A 15,465-nucleotide genomic window follows, 5' to 3' on the forward strand; every position below is an offset into this window, starting at 1 on the left:
GGCACGATGATGGTGCGCCCTGCGTGTGACGGCCATCCCTTGGTCGCCGCGGGTCGGCGTCCGTACGAGGAAGAAACGGGCGCTTCATTGCTTTGGAGGTCGCATACCCATGTTCACACTGTTTTTTTCTCCCGGTTCCTGTTCCCGCGCCAGCCATATCGTGCTTGAGGAATCCGGCCTGCCTTACAAGGCCCACCGCGTCAATTTTGCGGAAGGCGAGCAACGCTCCGAGGCATTTTTAAAGATCAATCCCAAGGGCCGCGTGCCGGCGCTGGCAACGGCAAGCGGCGTGCTGACGGAGACGCCCGCCATCCTCGCCTTCATCGCCCAGATGGCGCCTGAGAAGAAACTCGCGCCACTCGACGATCCCTTCGAATTCGCGTTGATGCAGTCCTTCAACTCCTTCATTTCTTCGACGGTGCATGTCGCCCATGCCCACGGCCGGCGGGGCAGCCGCTGGGCGAATGAGGAAAGTTCGCTGGCCGATATGAAGGCGAAAGTGCCGCAGACCATGGGCGAGTGCTTCGAACTGATCGAACACGGCATGCTGCACGGCCCATGGGTTCTGGGCACCGCTTATTCGGTTGCCGATCCCTATCTTTTCGTCATGTCCGGCTGGCTGGAAAGCGACGGCGTGGATATTGCCCGCTTCCCGAAGGTGCACGACCATTTCCGCCGCATGAACGACCGGCCGGCGGTGCAGCGGGCGCTTGCGGGCGAGAGGGGTTAATAGTTACTGTCGTCATCCTCGGGCTTGTCCCGAGGATCTGCAACGTATTGATTTTATTTGACGTGGTTGAATCCTCGGGACAAGCCCGAGGATGACGTTGAGTACGGAGGGACGTCTCCAGTCCGCGCCCAAAGCTCGTGTCAAGCCGCCTCGGCGGCCCGGCTGTCCCACATGGTCTTGAACGCCGTGCGGGCCTGGCAACGATCCAGCCAGGCTTTCAGCGCCGGATGGGCATCGAACAGCGGTTTGTGGCCCTGCGCGTAACGAACGATTTCCGCCGCGTTGAGATCGGCCACGGTGAAACGGTCTCCCACCAGATGATCATGGGTGGCGAGATGCTGTTCCAGCACCCGGAAGGGGCGCTTCAGCAGGCGGGCGGCGACGTCGATAACAGCCTTACCAGTATCGCTTTCCGACAGGCCCTCGGCGATGGCGGAGGAAATCTTCAGCGAATTGGTCTCGATTTCGGTGGCGGCGAAGAAGGACCATTGCAGCATCGCCGCATCTTCCTTCAGATCGACCGGCGCAATCGGTCCGCCATATTTGCGGGCAAGGTAGAGATTGATGGCCATGGATTCGTAAAGCACCATGCCGTCATCCTCAATGCAGGGAATGGTACCCATCGGGTTGACGGCGAGAAATGCGGGAGACAGCGTGTTGAGCGGCGCATCCGCAGCCAGCGGATCGGCAAGGCGGCGGGCCTGTATGACGGGCACATGCTTGAATTCTATGCCCAGTTCACCCGCAAGCCACAGCGTGCGCGTGGCGCGGGAACGGTAGACACCGTAAATCGTCAACATCGAAATTACCCCTTGACCAGTTCGATGCGCCGCACGTTACGGTTTCGTCGCTTTAAAGTGAAGTTGCAGATCCCTGGGCCAACTATGATTTTTTCTGATCCGCGAATAGGTCCGTATCCGGTGACAGGCGATATTCGAAACGGTCGATAAAGCGTTCGAACAGGCGGGCGAATGTCTCCACATCCTCCGCCGGCCAGCCATCCATCACGTCCTCGATGACGCTCATCTTGGTCCGGCGCATTTCCTGCAAAAGGCTGGTGCCGAGCGGCGTAATCTCGACAATGCTGCGGCGGCCGTCTTCCTGGGAAACGCTGCGTTTCAGCAGGCCGCGTCCCACCATATCCGCCACCACCCGGCTACCGCGTGAGGGATCGATGCGCATGCCCTCGGCAATCGCACCCACGGTAACATCGCCTTCGGTGCGGCGCAGAATGTCGAGAACGTCTATATGGGAGAGTTCAAGACCCGGAGCGAGCTTGGCAAGCGCCATGCGGCCGATGATGCGGCGGCCGATCATGATGCGCATGCGCGTCATCGTATTGCCGATCCGCTTGATGTCCTCGGGCAGATCCTCGTTCCAGTTTTCCTCGCTCGCCACGCTTTGCCGTTCCTTTCATTGCCAGTTCGCGATCACATTTAGCGCGAATAACATGGATGTCAAAAACTTGCCATTGACATATATGTGCTGATAGCACACAAATTGCCGTAGCAAAACCGCCGTAGCCAACGAGATTTTTCATGGATATGTCCACCGCCCCCGTGGCGCCGCTTGTGTCGGATCATCGGCGCAGGCTCATCGTCTTTCTGTTCCTGATGCTGGCCATGTTCATGGCAACTCTCGATAACCAGATCGTATCGACAGCGCTTCCCACCATTGTCGGTGAATTCGGCGCGCTGGAGCGTTTCGGCTGGATCGGCTCGGCCTATCTGCTGGCGACCAGTGCTGTCATGCCTGTCTATGGCAAGCTCGGCGATCTGTTCGGCCGCAAATATGTGATGATCGCGGCGGTCGTCATCTTCACGCTGGGTTCGCTGGCCTGCGGGCTGGCATGGTCGATGGACACCCTGATTGCCGCCCGCGTGTTGCAGGGGCTTGGCGGCGGCGGCATTATGGTCTCGATCTTTTCCGTCAATGCAGATCTGTTCGAGCCGCGTGAACGCGCCCGCTACCAGAGCTATTCCAGCCTCACCATCATGGCGTCAGGCAGTGTCGGCCCGATCCTCGGCGGTACGATGAGCGACCTGTTCGGCTGGCGGTCAATCTTCCTCATTAACCTGCCGCTCGGCATCATCGTCATTGCAGGGCTGGCATTGATGCTGCCTTACCGCCGCCCGGCGCGCCAGCCGAAGATCGATTATCTCGGCGCGGTCCTTTTGGCGGCCACCATTGCCAGCGTGGTCTTCTGGGCTGACAGCAGCGAATTGTTCGGCTCGCTCATCGCAGCCCCCAGTCTCGGCATTATCGCTTTCGCCGTCATCGCCGCTTTTCTCTGGGTGCAGGTGGAACGCCGCGCGCCGGAACCGGTGGTGCCGCTCAGGCTATTCAAGGACAGCACCTTTCCGCTCTTGATGATAGTCTCGCTGACCAGCGGCGGCATCGGCATCGGCATGGTCAATTATTATGCCCTGTTCCTGCAGACCACGACCGGGCTTTCGCCCTCACATGCCGGCCTGTTCTTCATCGCCGTCACCGGCGGCATTGTCATGGGCTCGCTTTCGGCCGGACGGCTGATTTCGATCACCGGCGTCTACAAGCCCTTCTCTGTGGCGGGTCTTACCATCAACGTCATCGCCATGCTGCTCTTCACGCAGATGCATGCCGGAACGCCGCTTTGGATGATTGCGGTCCTCATGTTGGCACAAGGCTTTGCTGTCGGGCTCGGCCAGCAGGCGCCGATCATCGGCGTGCAAAATTCCGCGCCCAAGGCGGATATCGGCGCGGCGAGCGGCGCGGTGACGCTGACCCGCATGGGCGGCGCGGCGATTGCCATTTCTGTCTATGGCGCCATCGTGTCCTCGAGCCTGAAAGGTGTCGCGGTCAATATTCCCGGTGTCGGCAAGATCGAGGAACTGACGCCGAAAATCCTCTCCGAACTCCCCGCCGCCTCACAGGCCGCCGTCGCCGCGCTCTACTCGGATGCGTTTACGCCGCTGTTCTTCGCGGCCGCCGCAACCGCCGCCATCGGCCTTGCCGCGGCGCTGATGCTGAAGCCGGTGCGGCTACCGGCGGCGGTTGAGGCGAAGCCGGCCGAAGGGGCGGGGGAGTAAAGGCCGTCACGCAATACGGTTCGATGGGATTGATGCGCCTTGTTCACGTTGCTCACCATACCTTCATCCCTGTGACGAGCGCAGAATGAGGGAAAGGACGGGCCGTGCAATGTGTTTCACCATCACGGTCCTACACAACAAAAACACCGCCGCTGGAAATTTAATGCACGTTCCGCGTTATGCTCGCAGCACTTTAGATTCGCGCGGGCGGCCCTATCTCAATGAATATGAAGCCGGAACAGCTGTTGAATTCCACGCCCAAGGGCCTTTATTGCCCGGCGGGTGATTTTTATATCGATCCCGTCCGCCCGGTGGCGCGGGCGCTCATCACCCACGGTCATTCCGACCACGCCCGCGCCGGCCATGGCGCGGTGCTGGCCACGCGCCAGACGCTGGATATAATGCGCATCCGTTATGGCGAGGATTTCTGCGGCAGCGAGCAGGCGGTCGCATTCGGCGAAAGGGTGGAGGTAAACGGCGTTACCGTCGGTTTCCATCCAGCAGGCCATGTGCTGGGTTCGGCGCAAATCTCCGTGGAAATGAACGGGATGCGCATCGTCGCCTCGGGAGACTACAAGCGCGGCGTGGACCCCACCTGCGCGCCCTTCGAGACGGTGCCCTGCGATGTCTTCATCACAGAGGCCACCTTCGGCCTGCCGGTGTTTCATCATCCGCTGCCGCGCGTGGAAACGGCCAAGCTGCTCACCTCCATCAAACAGTTTCCCGACCGCACCCACCTCGTCGGGGCCTATTCGCTTGGCAAGGCGCAGCGCGTCATCCGTCTGCTCCGCGACAACGGTTATTCCGATCCCATTTACATTCACGGCGCGCTGGCACGGCTGTGTGATTATTACATCTCGCAGGGCATCGATCTCGGCGATCTGCGCCCCGCAACGCTCGAAAAAAGCGATCCCTCCGCCTTCAAGGGCGCGATCGTCGTCGGCCCGCCCTCCGCCTTTCAGGAACGCTGGGCACGGCGCTTCAACGAACCGCTGATCGCCTTCGCGTCCGGCTGGATGATGGTGCGGCAGAGGGCGAAGCAGGGCGGAGTAGAGCTGCCACTGGTGATCTCCGACCATTGCGACTGGCCGGAACTGCTGGAGACGATCAAGGAAATTTCCCCGCAGGCCGTCTGGGTCACCCATGGCCGTGAGGAGGCGCTGGTGCGCTGGTGTCAATTGCAGGGTATTGCCGCCAAGCCGCTGCATCTGGTCGGTTACGAGGATGAGGGGGACTGAGATGAAAGCCTTCGCCACGCTGCTCGACCGTCTCGTTCTCACCCCGTCGCGCAACGGCAAACTGAAGCTGCTCACCGATTATTTCCGCGATACGCCCGATCCCGACCGGGGTTACGGTCTGGCGGCGATTGCCGGCACGCTGGACCTCAAGAGCGTCAAGCCGGCCATGCTGCGCGAACTGGTCATGGAGCGGATGGACGAGGTGCTGTTTCGTTATTCCTATGATTATGTCGGCGATCTTGCCGAGACCATCTCGCTGGTCTGGGGCAATATCGGTGGCGCGGATGACGCCGAGGCGCAGGATCCGCGCCTCGGAGAGGTCGTAACGTTGATGAATTCGCTGGGGCGTACCGAGGTGCGCGGCGCGGTGCGCGACCTCCTGGATAGGCTCGATACGTCCTCGCGTTTCGCTTTCCTCAAACTCGCAACCGGCAGCCTGCGCATCGGCGTTTCGGCGCGGCTGGCACGGCAGGCGCTGGCGGATTTCGCCGGCAAAGACATCACCGAGATCGAAACCCTCTGGCACGGGCTGACGCCGCCCTATACGCCGCTTTTCGCGTGGCTTGAGGGGAAGTCCGGGCGGCCGGTTCTGGCGACGCCCGCCATCTTCCATTCGGTCATGCTGGCGACGCCGGTTTCCGATGGCGACCTCGATGCGCTGGACCCGGCCGACTATGCCGCCGAATGGAAATGGGACGGTATTCGCGTGCAATTGTCCCGCGCCGGCGCCACGCGAAAACTCTATTCCCGCTCCGGCGACGATATCTCCGCCGCCTTTCCCGATGTTCTGGAGGCAATCGATTTCGAAGGCGTGATGGATGGCGAATTGCTGATTGGAGGCACGTCGCGCTCCAACAATCTCACCCGCACCTTTTCCGACTTGCAGCAGCGGCTGAACCGCAAGACGGTGACTGCGAAGATGCTGGATGATTATCCCGCCTTCATTCGCGCCTATGACCTGCTGTTCGAGGGCGAGAACGATATTCGCGCCGAAAGCTACATGGAGCGCCGCGGCCGCCTCTCGGATATTATCGAGCACGCGCCGCATGATCGCTTCGACCTCTCGCCGCTGATTGGCTTTTCCAGCTGGCAGGAACTCGATACGCTTCGTGCCGCACCGCCCGATCCTGTGATCGAGGGCGTCATGATCAAGCGCCGTGACAGCACCTACCAGGCCGGGCGCGCCAAGGGCCCCTGGTTCAAGTGGAAACGCGATCCTTATAACATCGACGCCGTCATGATGTATGCCCAGCGCGGCCACGGCAAAAGATCGAGCTATTATTCCGATTTCACCTTTGGCGTCTGGGCGGAAGGTGAGGATGGCGAACAGCTGGTGCCGGTCGGAAAGGCCTATTTCGGTTTCACCGATGCGGAGCTGGAGGTGCTGGACAAATTCGTGCGCGACAACACCGTCGAGCGTTTCGGCCCGGTGCGGGCGGTGCGCGCGACGCCGGATTTCGGTTTCGTGCTGGAGGTGGCCTTCGAAGGCATCAACCGCTCCACCCGCCACAAATCCGGCGTGGCCATGCGCTTCCCGCGCATTTCGCGGCTTCGCGCCGACAAGGTGCCGGCGGAGGCGGACAGGCTCTCGACTCTGGTGGCGATGATCGACGGCGTGGAAGGGTAACGGCGCCTTGACCGTCCCTCATCCCCCGCGGCAGGCGCAGGAACGGAGAGACGCTGTCCCGAAATTGCCATGATGGCTGCGAATACATTGTTGTCATTCGCGAATCCGTGATTGGACAGCCTCAAGCCGCAGTGTTGAACTGCTCTAATAACCATCCCCCGCAGGTGACCATATGGCAGACAAACGCTTTCTTTCCCAAGCCTTCGGACAGGAAAAGAGCGGCGCCATCTCGCCGGGCCTGACGCGGCGAAGCCTTGTGGCCGGCGCCATGGGGCTGTCAGCGTCCGCATTTTTACCACCCCGTGCGAAAGCGGGCATTGCTGCGCCAGAGGTGCTGCCGCTGGAGCGGCAGGATTATGCGGTGGCGCGTCGGCATTTCCACACCCATCTCCTGCGAAAAATGCCGGCACCGGAAAAATCTTCCGCGCTCGGCACGCCGCCCGGGGCGACACGGATCACCTATCCGGGCGGGCCGGACGGTTCCATTGCGCTTGTCGCGTGGCTCTCCCGCTACCAGCCCTCAAAAACGCTAAAGCCCGCCGTTCTTTTCCTCCACGGCGGCAACGCCACCGGGGACGGCCATTGGGCGCTGATGAAGCCCTATTGGGAAGCGGGCTATGTCGTGCTTCTGCCATCCTTCCGTGGTGAAAACGGCCAGAGCGGCAATTATTCCGGCTTTTACGACGAAACGACGGATGCGCTGGCCGCCGCCGCCTATCTGGAAAATCTTCCCGGCATCGACAGAAACCGCTTCTTCATCGCCGGCCATTCCAATGGCGGCACGCTGACGCTTCTGGCCGCGATGAGCCGGACGTTTCGCGCCGCAGCACCCATCTCCGCCGGCGTCAGTTCCTGGCGTTATTTCAACCGCTATAGCGACGAGATCTGTTTCGACGAGACCGACGAGCGCGAATTCATCATGCGCTCCTCCGTCTGTTTCGGCCCCAGCCTCAAATGTCCGGCGCTGCTTTTGCGGGGCACGGAGGAACGGCCTTTCGATGCCGATCACCAGCTTTTCGTGGATCGCGCCCTGACATCGGGTTTCAAGGTCGACAAAACGCTCTTGCCCGGCACCCATAATGGTGTTGTTCCGCATGCGGTCGAGGAAAGCATCCGCTTTTTCAACAGTTTCGCCTGAGGCGCCAGTTTCGCCTCCAGCAGAAAGGCCGCCGCTAGTTTTTGACGATTGCGGTTTTGGCCTGCTCCGCCCACCATGCGCCGTCCTTCTTGTCGGCATATTGGGCGCGCTTGTTGGTGAACTGCCCCTGGGTACACATTTCGCGGTAATTGCGGACAGGCAGGCCCAGTTCCTTGACGACGGCATGCACCACCGTCGGGCCGGTCATGTCATAGACGCTGACGAGCGTCCCGTCTTCGATATTTTGGGCAATACGATCGGCTATCAGCCTGAGCGCCGGGTGGCCGGGTTTTGATGCCATGAAGTAATTTGTGATTTCGCCGTCTTTCATGGCAATGAAAACGGCTTCTTCATCCGTGCCGATCACATCTTCCGGGCGAGCCGCAAAATTGGAATCGATATCGAGATAGATGCCGCCTTCCTGCAGAAGCACCAGAATACGCCAGAAATCGGCCTTGGCGGCGCCCACCTGCAGGCGGCGGAAGGCATCGGCGTAACGTCCGGGAAAATGCCGGTCGATATAGGCCTGGCATGCCTCGTCATCATGATAGCGATATTCGAATTCCGGCGTCAGCCAACGGTTGAACAGGAAATTCGCATAGATCGGCGTCGTTACCCGGTTGGAGTAATTGGTCTGCCAGATGATGCGGGGAATGGCTTTTTCCGATTTCGGGCTGCGCCTGGCAGGCCGATACTGCGGAAGCGTTTTTCTTCTGCCTGGCCGCAAAAAAAGATCGATGGAGAGAATAACCTTCACGATATTGCCGCCGATTTTGATCGCGCGATACGCAATGCGGTTATAGCCAGTCTTTGCCAATGTCAGCGCTCCTGCGCTTGGAATCGTTTGTCACGCGCGTGGAAAACGGCGGTACGCGGTATGTATTGGACGCAATTAGTTTGTCAATATGCCGTAAATAAGACGGCCGGGCCTCGATGGACGAGGCCCGGCCGTCGTGCACGCAAATGGAATTTCAGCCCTTGCGGTTGAAATAGCCGAGCAGCCGCATAGCGTTGGCGGTGACCAGAACCGTCGCGCCGGTGTCGGCGAAAACGGCGAGCCACAGGCCTGAAACGCCGGTTACGGTGGTCACCAGGAAGACCGCTTTCAGACCAAGCGCGATGGTTACGTTCTGGCGGATATTGCTCATGGTGGCGCGTGACAAGCCGATGAGGCGCGCGGCATCGCCGACATTATTGCGCATCAGCGCCGCATCCGCCGCCTCCATCGCCACATCCGTACCGGAACCGATGGCGACACCGACGCTGGCGGCAGCAAGGGCAGGCGCATCGTTGATGCCGTCGCCCACCATGACAACGGTTTTCTTTTCGGCCAGCTTGCGGATTTCCTCGACCTTGTTCTGCGGCAGCAGTTCGCCGCGCGCCTCAAGGCCCAGCTTGTTGCCGATGGCGCGTGCGGTGCGGGCATTGTCGCCCGACAGCATCAGCGAGGAAATGCCCATATCCTTCAGCGCTTTCACACCTTCGGCCGCATCCTTGCGCGGCTCGTCGCGCATGGCGAAGAGGCCGCTTGCCGCGCCGCCGGTCATCACGACAGCCACCGTCTTGCCTTCGCTTTCCAGCGCGGAAATGCGATCGGAAAGGTCCTTCGAGAGCGTTCCGACCTCAGTCGCAAAGCGCGGTGCGCCGATGAACAGCTCCTTGCCGCCGACAGTGCCCTGCATGCCGCGACCGGAAATCGCCTTGATGTTGGAGCCGGGCAGGGGCTTCACGCCGGCCTTTTCGGCATGATTGACGATGGCGCGGGCGAGCGGGTGGCTCGACTCGTTTTCGATGGTCGCGGCCTGCGCAATCAGTTCGGCCTCGTTGCCGTCAAGCGCGATCACATCCGTCACGACGGGCTCACCGAGCGTCAGCGTGCCGGTCTTGTCGAAGGCGACGGTTTCGGTGCGCGCCAGCATCTCGATGACAGCGCCGCCTTTCACCAGCATGCCGTGGCGCGCCGCAGCCGAAAGGCTGGAGGCAATCGCCGCGGGAACGGAGATGACCAAGGCGCAGGGGCAACCGATCAGGAGCAGCGCGAGACCGCGATAAATCCAGGTATCCCAGTCACCAAGACCGACAAGCGGCGGCACGATGATGGTCAGCACCGAGATCGCGACGATCAGCGGCATGTAATAACGCGAGAAGCTCTGGATGAAGCGCTCGGTCGGGGCGCGGGCATCCTGCGCTTCCTCGACAAGCGTGATGATGCGGGCAATGGTGTTGTCTTCCGGCGCGCGGTCGACACGGATGCGCAGCGAACCGTCATGGTTGATCGAGCCGGCGAAGACTCGGTCGCCCTTTTCTTTCGCGACCGGAATGCTCTCGCCGGTCATCGGCGATTCGTCGACGCTGGACTGGCCTTCCATGACTACGCCGTCGGCGGCGATACGGTCGCCGGGGCGCGCCACGACCACTTGGCCGATGCGCACCTGATCGGCGGAGATCTGCCGAAGCGATCCGTTTTCCTCCACCATCGCGGTTTTTGGCAAGAGCGAACCGAGCGCCTTGATGCCGGAGCGAGCGCGGGCGGCCGCAAAACCTTCCAGCAATTCGCCGACGGAGAAGAGCAGCACGACGATGGCCGCCTCTTCCGCCTCGCCGATGATGATCGCGCCGATGGCGGCAATCGTCATCAGCATCTCAATGGTGAAGACCGCGCCGAAACGGGCGGCGTTGACGGCGTTCTTCGCGATGGGGAAAAGCGTGGCGAGCGTCGCGACGACGAAGGCGTAACTTCCCCAGGCCGGGAAGGTCAGTTCCGCCGCATAGGCAATCGCGACCAGAATGGTGCCGGTGAAGGTGTTGCGCGCCTTGGCGGTGCGCCACCATGCACCTTTTTCGTCCGCGCCATGGGCGTGCCCTATCTCGGCGCTCTGGCTTGCGGCGGCAGGCGCGGCAGCGTGGGAGTGGCCCGCATGGTCGTGTCCGTGATCGTGACCTGAATGATCATGGCCGGAGTGATCGTGGTCATGCCCGTTGCAGGAATGGTGCTCGTGTCCCGAATGGTCGTGTGCTGCGTGATCATGCCCGGAATGGTCGTGATCGTGATGGCCACCGCATGTCGCGTGATCATGGTCATGTTCGTGCTTATGATCCGGCGTCTTTTCGCGTGCGGTCTTTTCCTGCGGCAGCAGAGCGGGTTTGAAGCCGAGCTTGCGCAGCGTGTCCTCGATTTTGTCGACCGGGGTCTTGTTCTCGGCAAGCGAGAGGTTCAGCCTTTCGCGGGCCACCGAAACCTTGACGTCGCCGACGCCGGGCAAACGGGAAAGCGCGGTTTCGATCTTGGCCGCGCAGCTGCCGCAATCCATCCCGCCGACTGAAAAGATCAGCGCGTTGCTCTTGTCCGCGCCCGTTTCGGCCTCGTCATGGTGGTGGCCGCCGCAGGAGGAATGATCATGATGATCGGCTTCGACCTTTGCAGCGGGCGCTTTGTCGCGCGGCAGCAGAGCGGGCTTGAAGCCGAGCTTGCGCAACGTATCCTCGATCTTTTCGACCGGAGTCTTGTTCTCCGCCAACGAAAGGTTCAGCCTTTCGCGAGCGACGGAAACCTTGACGTCGCCGACGCCGGGCAGGCGGGAGAGCGCGGTTTCGATCTTCGCCGCGCAGCTGCCGCAATCCATGCCGCCGACCGAAAAGGTCAGGTCCTCCGATGCTCCGTTCAAACTGCGGCGTGTCGAAATATTCATGGTTCGCTCCTGAATTCCACTCGACAGCCAATCTGGCACCTCTAGCAACTAGAGCTTCAAGAGGAAAAATGCGGTTTTTCGATTTTTTTGAAAAAACGACGCCAGCTTCGCGCCAGCCGCGGGGTCCATCATGCCGGCAGATTGGATTCCATGAAGCGGTTCAGATGATAGCACTCCTTTTGAAAAATGGTCGCCGGGCGGCCTCTCTGATGGCTCTTGCGGTTCTGCCGCTGCTGGGCGGTTGCCTTTTCGTGACGGATACGACCCGGATGGACCCGGATGTTTTCGTCAGGGAAACGGCGCCGGTGTTCAATTTCAACTCCGTCAGCTCCAATCGCCAGCCGGAACTGCCGCCGCAGCCGGGCCAGCTTTCAACCCGCCCGCCGGATCTGTTCAGAACCCGCTTCCATCAGGAATACGGTCCGCCAGTGCGCGGCCAGGGGCTGCAAGCCCCACAGGTGCAAGGTTATAACGCCCCTCAGGGACGTGGTCAGGCCATGGCTTATGGCCTGCCGGTTTCCAATCCGCTGCACCGGGTCATATATGGCCCGATCCGCGACGATGATCGCTCGTTGCCGGCCATTCCCTATGGCCGCATCGATCCGCGTTATCTCAGGCAGGAAGTGAGCTACCAGACGGCGGAAGCGCCGGGCACCATCGTGGTCGATACGAAACAGCATTTTCTTTATCTCGTGCAGTCCGGCGGCAAGGCGATCCGTTACGGCGTTGGGCTGGGGCGCGACGGTTATGCCTGGTCGGGTCGCGGCAAAATCCAGTGGAAGGCAAAATGGCCGCGCTGGACGCCGCCGGATGAAATGGTCAAGCGCCAGCCGGAACTCGCCTCCATCTCCGCTGCCAATGGCGGCATGACGCCAGGTCTCAACAATCCGCTCGGCGCGCGCGCGCTTTATATTTTCAAGGACGGCAAGGACACGCTGTACCGCGTGCACGGCACGCCGGACTGGCAATCCGTGGGCAAGGCGACGTCCTCCGGCTGCGTGCGCATGCTCAATCAGGATGTGATCGATCTCTATGAGCGTGTGCCGCAAGGGGCGCAGATTGTGGTTATCTGAACACGTTCTAAAAGAAAGAGTTGCCAGACCCATTCCGCCGGCGCCTTGTGACTGGCTTTTAGCGGTCGGTTAACTATTTTCGCAATACGCATGAAACGGAACAAATGACGTACAACGGCGATATAGCCGTTCGAAATGTGGGACAACCCGGCCTTATGACAAGTACCGACACAGATTTTTCCAGACGCACCTTCCTTTCCCTTCTCGGCATCTCCTCCGCTTCGCTTCTCGCAGGCTGTGCCTCATCCGGTCCGGGAGGCGCCATTCGCCAGCAGGCAGGCGCCATCGGCAGCGATTTCCGGCAGATGTTCTCGCCGGGCGTCAGCGATGCGGAACTGGCCGTCATGTACGGCTCTGTTGAGGATGGCGGTTACGTCATTCCCGCCGTGCCCTATCAGAAGATCGACCGCCGTTATTATCGCCAGCGGGTTGTCGATCCGACCGGCGAACGCCCCGGCACCGTCGTCGTCGATACGCGCTCGCGCTTCCTTTACGTGGTGGAGCCGGGCGGCAGCGCCATGCGTTACGGCGTCGGCATCGGCCGCGAAGGTTTCGCCTGGTCGGGCGAGGGCGTCATCCAGTGGCGTCAGAAATGGCCGAAATGGACCCCGCCGGACGAAATGGTCGCCCGCCAGCCGGAACTCACCAAATATTCTTCCAAGAACGGTGGCATGCCGCCCGGCCTGAAGAACCCGCTCGGCGCGCGCGCCCTTTATATCTTCCAGAACGGCAAGGACACGCTCTACCGCCTGCACGGCTCGCCGGAATGGAACTCCATCGGCAAGGCCGTCTCCTCCGGCTGCGTGCGCCTGATGAACCAGGACGTCATCGACCTCTACGACCGCGTGCCGCAAAAGGCGCGTGTGGTGGTGTGGCAGTAAGCTGACGGAGCATCCGAACCACATTCAGTACATAAGCTGACCGAGCTGAAAAATAATGGCTGCAACACGAAACGTGCTGCGGCCATTTTTTATTATAATGAACACGGGTTATTATGGTGATCGTTACGGCGCGGTTAGGAACGATACGTTTCAGCTTGGCGGCAGTGCGTTTGGCGGTCTAGGTGGAGTCCAGAACGGGTGGGAGCGGTTTTATGGCGGTGAAGGGGAGGATAGAATTTATGTCTCTCCAACGTCGGGCTACTCGTGGACCGCCATCATGATTGCCGATAATGGCTTGAGCAGTATTGAAAAAATTCAATTCAATCAGTTTAGCCAATGGCCGGTGGAGCCCGTCTACTTTGCAGGAAAAGTTGATTTTTCGAGTGTTAAGTACATGGATTCCAGCGTTACGATCTATGGCAGGGCGAACGATAATACGTTCATCGGCGGCAGGCTCGGTGAGACAGTTCAAGGCGATGGCGGGAACGACACGCTTTACGGCAATGGTGGCAATGACAGACTATTCGGCGACTCTACCAGTGCTAATCGCTGGATTGCGGATTTGAACGCGGCCGGGAACGATAAGCTCTATGGTGGTGATGGAAACGACTACCTTAACGGCCAAGGTGGTAACGACCTTCTGTATGGCGATGGAGGCGATGACAGTCTTTATGGTGGGACTGGAACCGACCAGCTTAGCGGTGGGGACGGCGCAGACAAGCTATTTGGTGAAGCTGGAAATGACCAGTTGCGCGGCGGAGCTGGAAACGATGTTCTCGACGGAGGCGCAGGCAGCGATTTGATCGAAGGTGGAGATGGTGAAAACGTTCTTTGGGGTGGGGCTGACGCTGACACGTTCTATTTTTCCGTCAGGAACGCGCAAGACACTATCAAAGACTTCCAGTTAGGAAGTGATAGAATACGGTTTGACACCGCGATAGCAGACGATTTTGCGGATCTTATGATTGCAGACGGTGTCAACGGACACGCCAATATTAGCGTGGACGGTTTGCAAATTGTGCTTTCTGACGTCTCGGCTGCATCACTGGTCCCTTCTATGTTTGAATTTGGCTTGCTTGCATGAGTTAAAGGGTCGGCGCTCCGTCGGAAAACCGACGGGGCACTCTCAACTTGAATACGACTGGAGTTCCGATTTTTTGTAGGCTTTTACCAAGCTCCCCATTTTGTCGAAAATTTCCAGTTCGCCGGTTTCTTTGTACTCAACCATTTTCTGCCCGTTGCCGTAATATAGCGTACCGGGTGTAACCGACACCTGACCATTTTCACCCAGTTTAAGAACTATGGCGGAACCGAAAAATTCCTTAAGCGCTTTTTCGCTGTCATGCATATACTGTCTCGACACTTCGCAATATGTTCCATCGAGAGAGTTGTTGAGTTCCGCCATTTTGACTTGGCCTTCGTAAACTCGGTCACTGATAAAATACGCGACCTGCTTTTTCACAAGCGCCTCATCCTCACCATTCGCGATGCGTTTTGCACCCCACTCAGTGTACTGGGCATCGTACTCTTCGCGCGCTGGCACAATGATTTTTGATACTTGGCGCGGACTGGTTCTCGAAGCCATGGATATTAGCTCCTTTACAATCGCTTCTGCATTCTCCGCTGTCCGTTCGATCGGCTTGATGTAAGAGGACGACATTATAGACGTCGCCGCGGCGTTCATCGCGCTTACCGTTGCCTGCGGAATGGCGGCGGAGACTATCTCCTTTGTGGCAACAGTCTCCTGTTTTACTTTGGTAACGCGGGAAGCAAGCGATACGATCGTGTCAATGGCTTGCGCAGTCTTCTGCGGGCTGTCTGCGACAATATTGAGGATCGAGTTAGCGGCTCTATTCTGTGAGATGTCCCGCGTGGAAAAAATTTGATTGAGAATGGTCAATGCCATCGAATTCGCAGAGATCAAAGTCATCAATATGCCTTTTGAAATCTACCGCAAAATGCCTTCATCGGCTTTTGGGGCTGGAAATGCAGCTTCAAATCATATTAGCTGCATAAAATAT

At 59.7% G+C, this 15,465-nt stretch carries 13 protein-coding genes; 8 read left to right on the forward strand and 5 right to left on the reverse strand.

Annotated elements, in window-relative coordinates; all coding sequences use genetic code 11:
* Nucleotides 1-109 precede the first annotated feature (109 nt).
* Complete coding sequence (locus PL597_RS10155; protein ID WP_077982763.1) at nt 110-730, forward strand: glutathione S-transferase family protein; 621 nt, start codon at nt 110-112, stop codon at nt 728-730.
* Between the two features lie 140 nt (nt 731-870).
* Here the strand turns inward: PL597_RS10155 and PL597_RS10160 are convergent, their stop codons facing one another.
* Both PL597_RS10160 and PL597_RS10165 read right to left on the reverse strand, forming a co-directional pair.
* Nucleotides 871-1,530 carry a glutathione S-transferase family protein gene (locus PL597_RS10160; RefSeq protein ID WP_271365081.1) on the reverse strand — a complete coding sequence of 220 codons (660 nt, stop codon included), beginning with the start codon at nt 1,528-1,530 and terminating at the stop codon, nt 871-873.
* Nucleotides 1,531-1,612: 82 nt separating this feature from the next.
* Nucleotides 1,613-2,128, reverse strand: coding sequence for a MarR family winged helix-turn-helix transcriptional regulator (locus PL597_RS10165; RefSeq protein WP_077982761.1), 516 nt, complete (start codon nt 2,126-2,128; stop codon nt 1,613-1,615).
* A 140-nt stretch (nt 2,129-2,268) separates the two neighbouring features.
* Here PL597_RS10165 and PL597_RS10170 point away from each other — a divergent pair, with 140 nt between their 5' ends.
* The 4 genes from PL597_RS10170 to PL597_RS10185 all read left to right on the forward strand — a co-directional run bounded on the left by PL597_RS10170 (nt 2,269) and on the right by PL597_RS10185 (nt 7,801).
* On the forward strand, nt 2,269-3,798 hold the full coding sequence (locus PL597_RS10170) for an MDR family MFS transporter (RefSeq protein WP_271365082.1): 1,530 nt from the start codon (nt 2,269-2,271) through the stop codon (nt 3,796-3,798).
* A 227-nt stretch (nt 3,799-4,025) separates the two neighbouring features.
* Nucleotides 4,026-5,036 (forward strand): ligase-associated DNA damage response exonuclease, encoded by a 1,011-nt coding sequence (locus PL597_RS10175; RefSeq protein ID WP_191217131.1) that lies wholly within the window; start codon nt 4,026-4,028, stop codon nt 5,034-5,036.
* 1 nt (nt 5,037) lies between these two features.
* Nucleotides 5,038-6,663 (forward strand): cisplatin damage response ATP-dependent DNA ligase, encoded by a 1,626-nt coding sequence (locus tag PL597_RS10180; protein WP_137409922.1) that lies wholly within the window; start codon nt 5,038-5,040, stop codon nt 6,661-6,663.
* 172 nt (nt 6,664-6,835) lie between these two features.
* Nucleotides 6,836-7,801, forward strand: a complete 966-nt coding sequence (locus PL597_RS10185; RefSeq protein ID WP_271365083.1) for an alpha/beta hydrolase family protein — start codon at nt 6,836-6,838, stop codon at nt 7,799-7,801.
* A gap of 34 nt (nt 7,802-7,835) precedes the next feature.
* Here PL597_RS10185 and PL597_RS10190 read toward each other — a convergent pair whose 3' ends face one another.
* Both PL597_RS10190 and PL597_RS10195 read right to left on the reverse strand, forming a co-directional pair.
* Nucleotides 7,836-8,618, reverse strand: coding sequence for a glycosyltransferase family 32 protein (locus PL597_RS10190; RefSeq protein WP_271365084.1), 783 nt, complete (start codon nt 8,616-8,618; stop codon nt 7,836-7,838).
* A gap of 154 nt (nt 8,619-8,772) precedes the next feature.
* Nucleotides 8,773-11,490, reverse strand: a complete 2,718-nt coding sequence (locus tag PL597_RS10195; protein ID WP_271365085.1) for a heavy metal translocating P-type ATPase — start codon at nt 11,488-11,490, stop codon at nt 8,773-8,775.
* A 164-nt stretch (nt 11,491-11,654) separates the two neighbouring features.
* Between PL597_RS10195 and PL597_RS10200 the strand changes: the two genes are divergently transcribed.
* The 3 genes from PL597_RS10200 to PL597_RS10210 all read left to right on the forward strand — a co-directional run bounded on the left by PL597_RS10200 (nt 11,655) and on the right by PL597_RS10210 (nt 14,528).
* Nucleotides 11,655-12,563: a L,D-transpeptidase gene (locus tag PL597_RS10200; protein WP_137409924.1), complete on the forward strand. Its 909-nt coding sequence runs from the start codon at nt 11,655-11,657 to the stop codon at nt 12,561-12,563.
* Nucleotides 12,564-12,718: 155 nt separating this feature from the next.
* Nucleotides 12,719-13,444 (forward strand): L,D-transpeptidase, encoded by a 726-nt coding sequence (locus PL597_RS10205; RefSeq protein WP_077982755.1) that lies wholly within the window; start codon nt 12,719-12,721, stop codon nt 13,442-13,444.
* Between the two features lie 55 nt (nt 13,445-13,499).
* Nucleotides 13,500-14,528, forward strand: coding sequence for a calcium-binding protein (locus tag PL597_RS10210; RefSeq protein WP_271365086.1), 1,029 nt, complete (start codon nt 13,500-13,502; stop codon nt 14,526-14,528).
* 42 nt (nt 14,529-14,570) lie between these two features.
* On the opposite strand, the gene PL597_RS10215 is transcribed toward PL597_RS10210, so the two are convergent.
* Nucleotides 14,571-15,350 carry a hypothetical protein gene (locus PL597_RS10215; RefSeq protein ID WP_271365087.1) on the reverse strand — a complete coding sequence of 260 codons (780 nt, stop codon included), beginning with the start codon at nt 15,348-15,350 and terminating at the stop codon, nt 14,571-14,573.
* Nucleotides 15,351-15,465: the final 115 nt, after the last annotated feature.

The sequence above is a fragment of the Agrobacterium sp. ST15.13.013 genome (assembly GCF_027956525.1).
Lineage (GTDB): Bacteria > Pseudomonadota > Alphaproteobacteria > Rhizobiales > Rhizobiaceae > Agrobacterium > Agrobacterium salinitolerans.

What these genes read in the sequence shown, in the direction of transcription:
- PL597_RS10205 (WP_077982755.1), top strand. Translation starts at nt 12,719, where the DNA reads ATGACAAGTACCGACACAGATTTTTCCAGACGCACCTTCCTTTCCCTT.
- PL597_RS10210 (WP_271365086.1), top strand. Translation starts at nt 13,500, where the DNA reads ATGGCTGCAACACGAAACGTGCTGCGGCCATTTTTTATTATAATGAAC.
- PL597_RS10160 (WP_271365081.1), bottom strand. Translation starts at nt 1,530, where the DNA reads ATGTTGACGATTTACGGTGTCTACCGTTCCCGCGCCACGCGCACGCTG.
- PL597_RS10180 (WP_137409922.1), top strand. Translation starts at nt 5,038, where the DNA reads ATGAAAGCCTTCGCCACGCTGCTCGACCGTCTCGTTCTCACCCCGTCG.
- PL597_RS10185 (WP_271365083.1), top strand. Translation starts at nt 6,836, where the DNA reads ATGGCAGACAAACGCTTTCTTTCCCAAGCCTTCGGACAGGAAAAGAGC.
- PL597_RS10215 (WP_271365087.1), bottom strand. Translation starts at nt 15,350, where the DNA reads ATGGCATTGACCATTCTCAATCAAATTTTTTCCACGCGGGACATCTCA.
- PL597_RS10170 (WP_271365082.1), top strand. Translation starts at nt 2,269, where the DNA reads ATGGATATGTCCACCGCCCCCGTGGCGCCGCTTGTGTCGGATCATCGG.
- PL597_RS10195 (WP_271365085.1), bottom strand. Translation starts at nt 11,490, where the DNA reads ATGAATATTTCGACACGCCGCAGTTTGAACGGAGCATCGGAGGACCTG.
- PL597_RS10200 (WP_137409924.1), top strand. Translation starts at nt 11,655, where the DNA reads ATGATAGCACTCCTTTTGAAAAATGGTCGCCGGGCGGCCTCTCTGATG.
- PL597_RS10175 (WP_191217131.1), top strand. Translation starts at nt 4,026, where the DNA reads ATGAAGCCGGAACAGCTGTTGAATTCCACGCCCAAGGGCCTTTATTGC.
- PL597_RS10155 (WP_077982763.1), top strand. Translation starts at nt 110, where the DNA reads ATGTTCACACTGTTTTTTTCTCCCGGTTCCTGTTCCCGCGCCAGCCAT.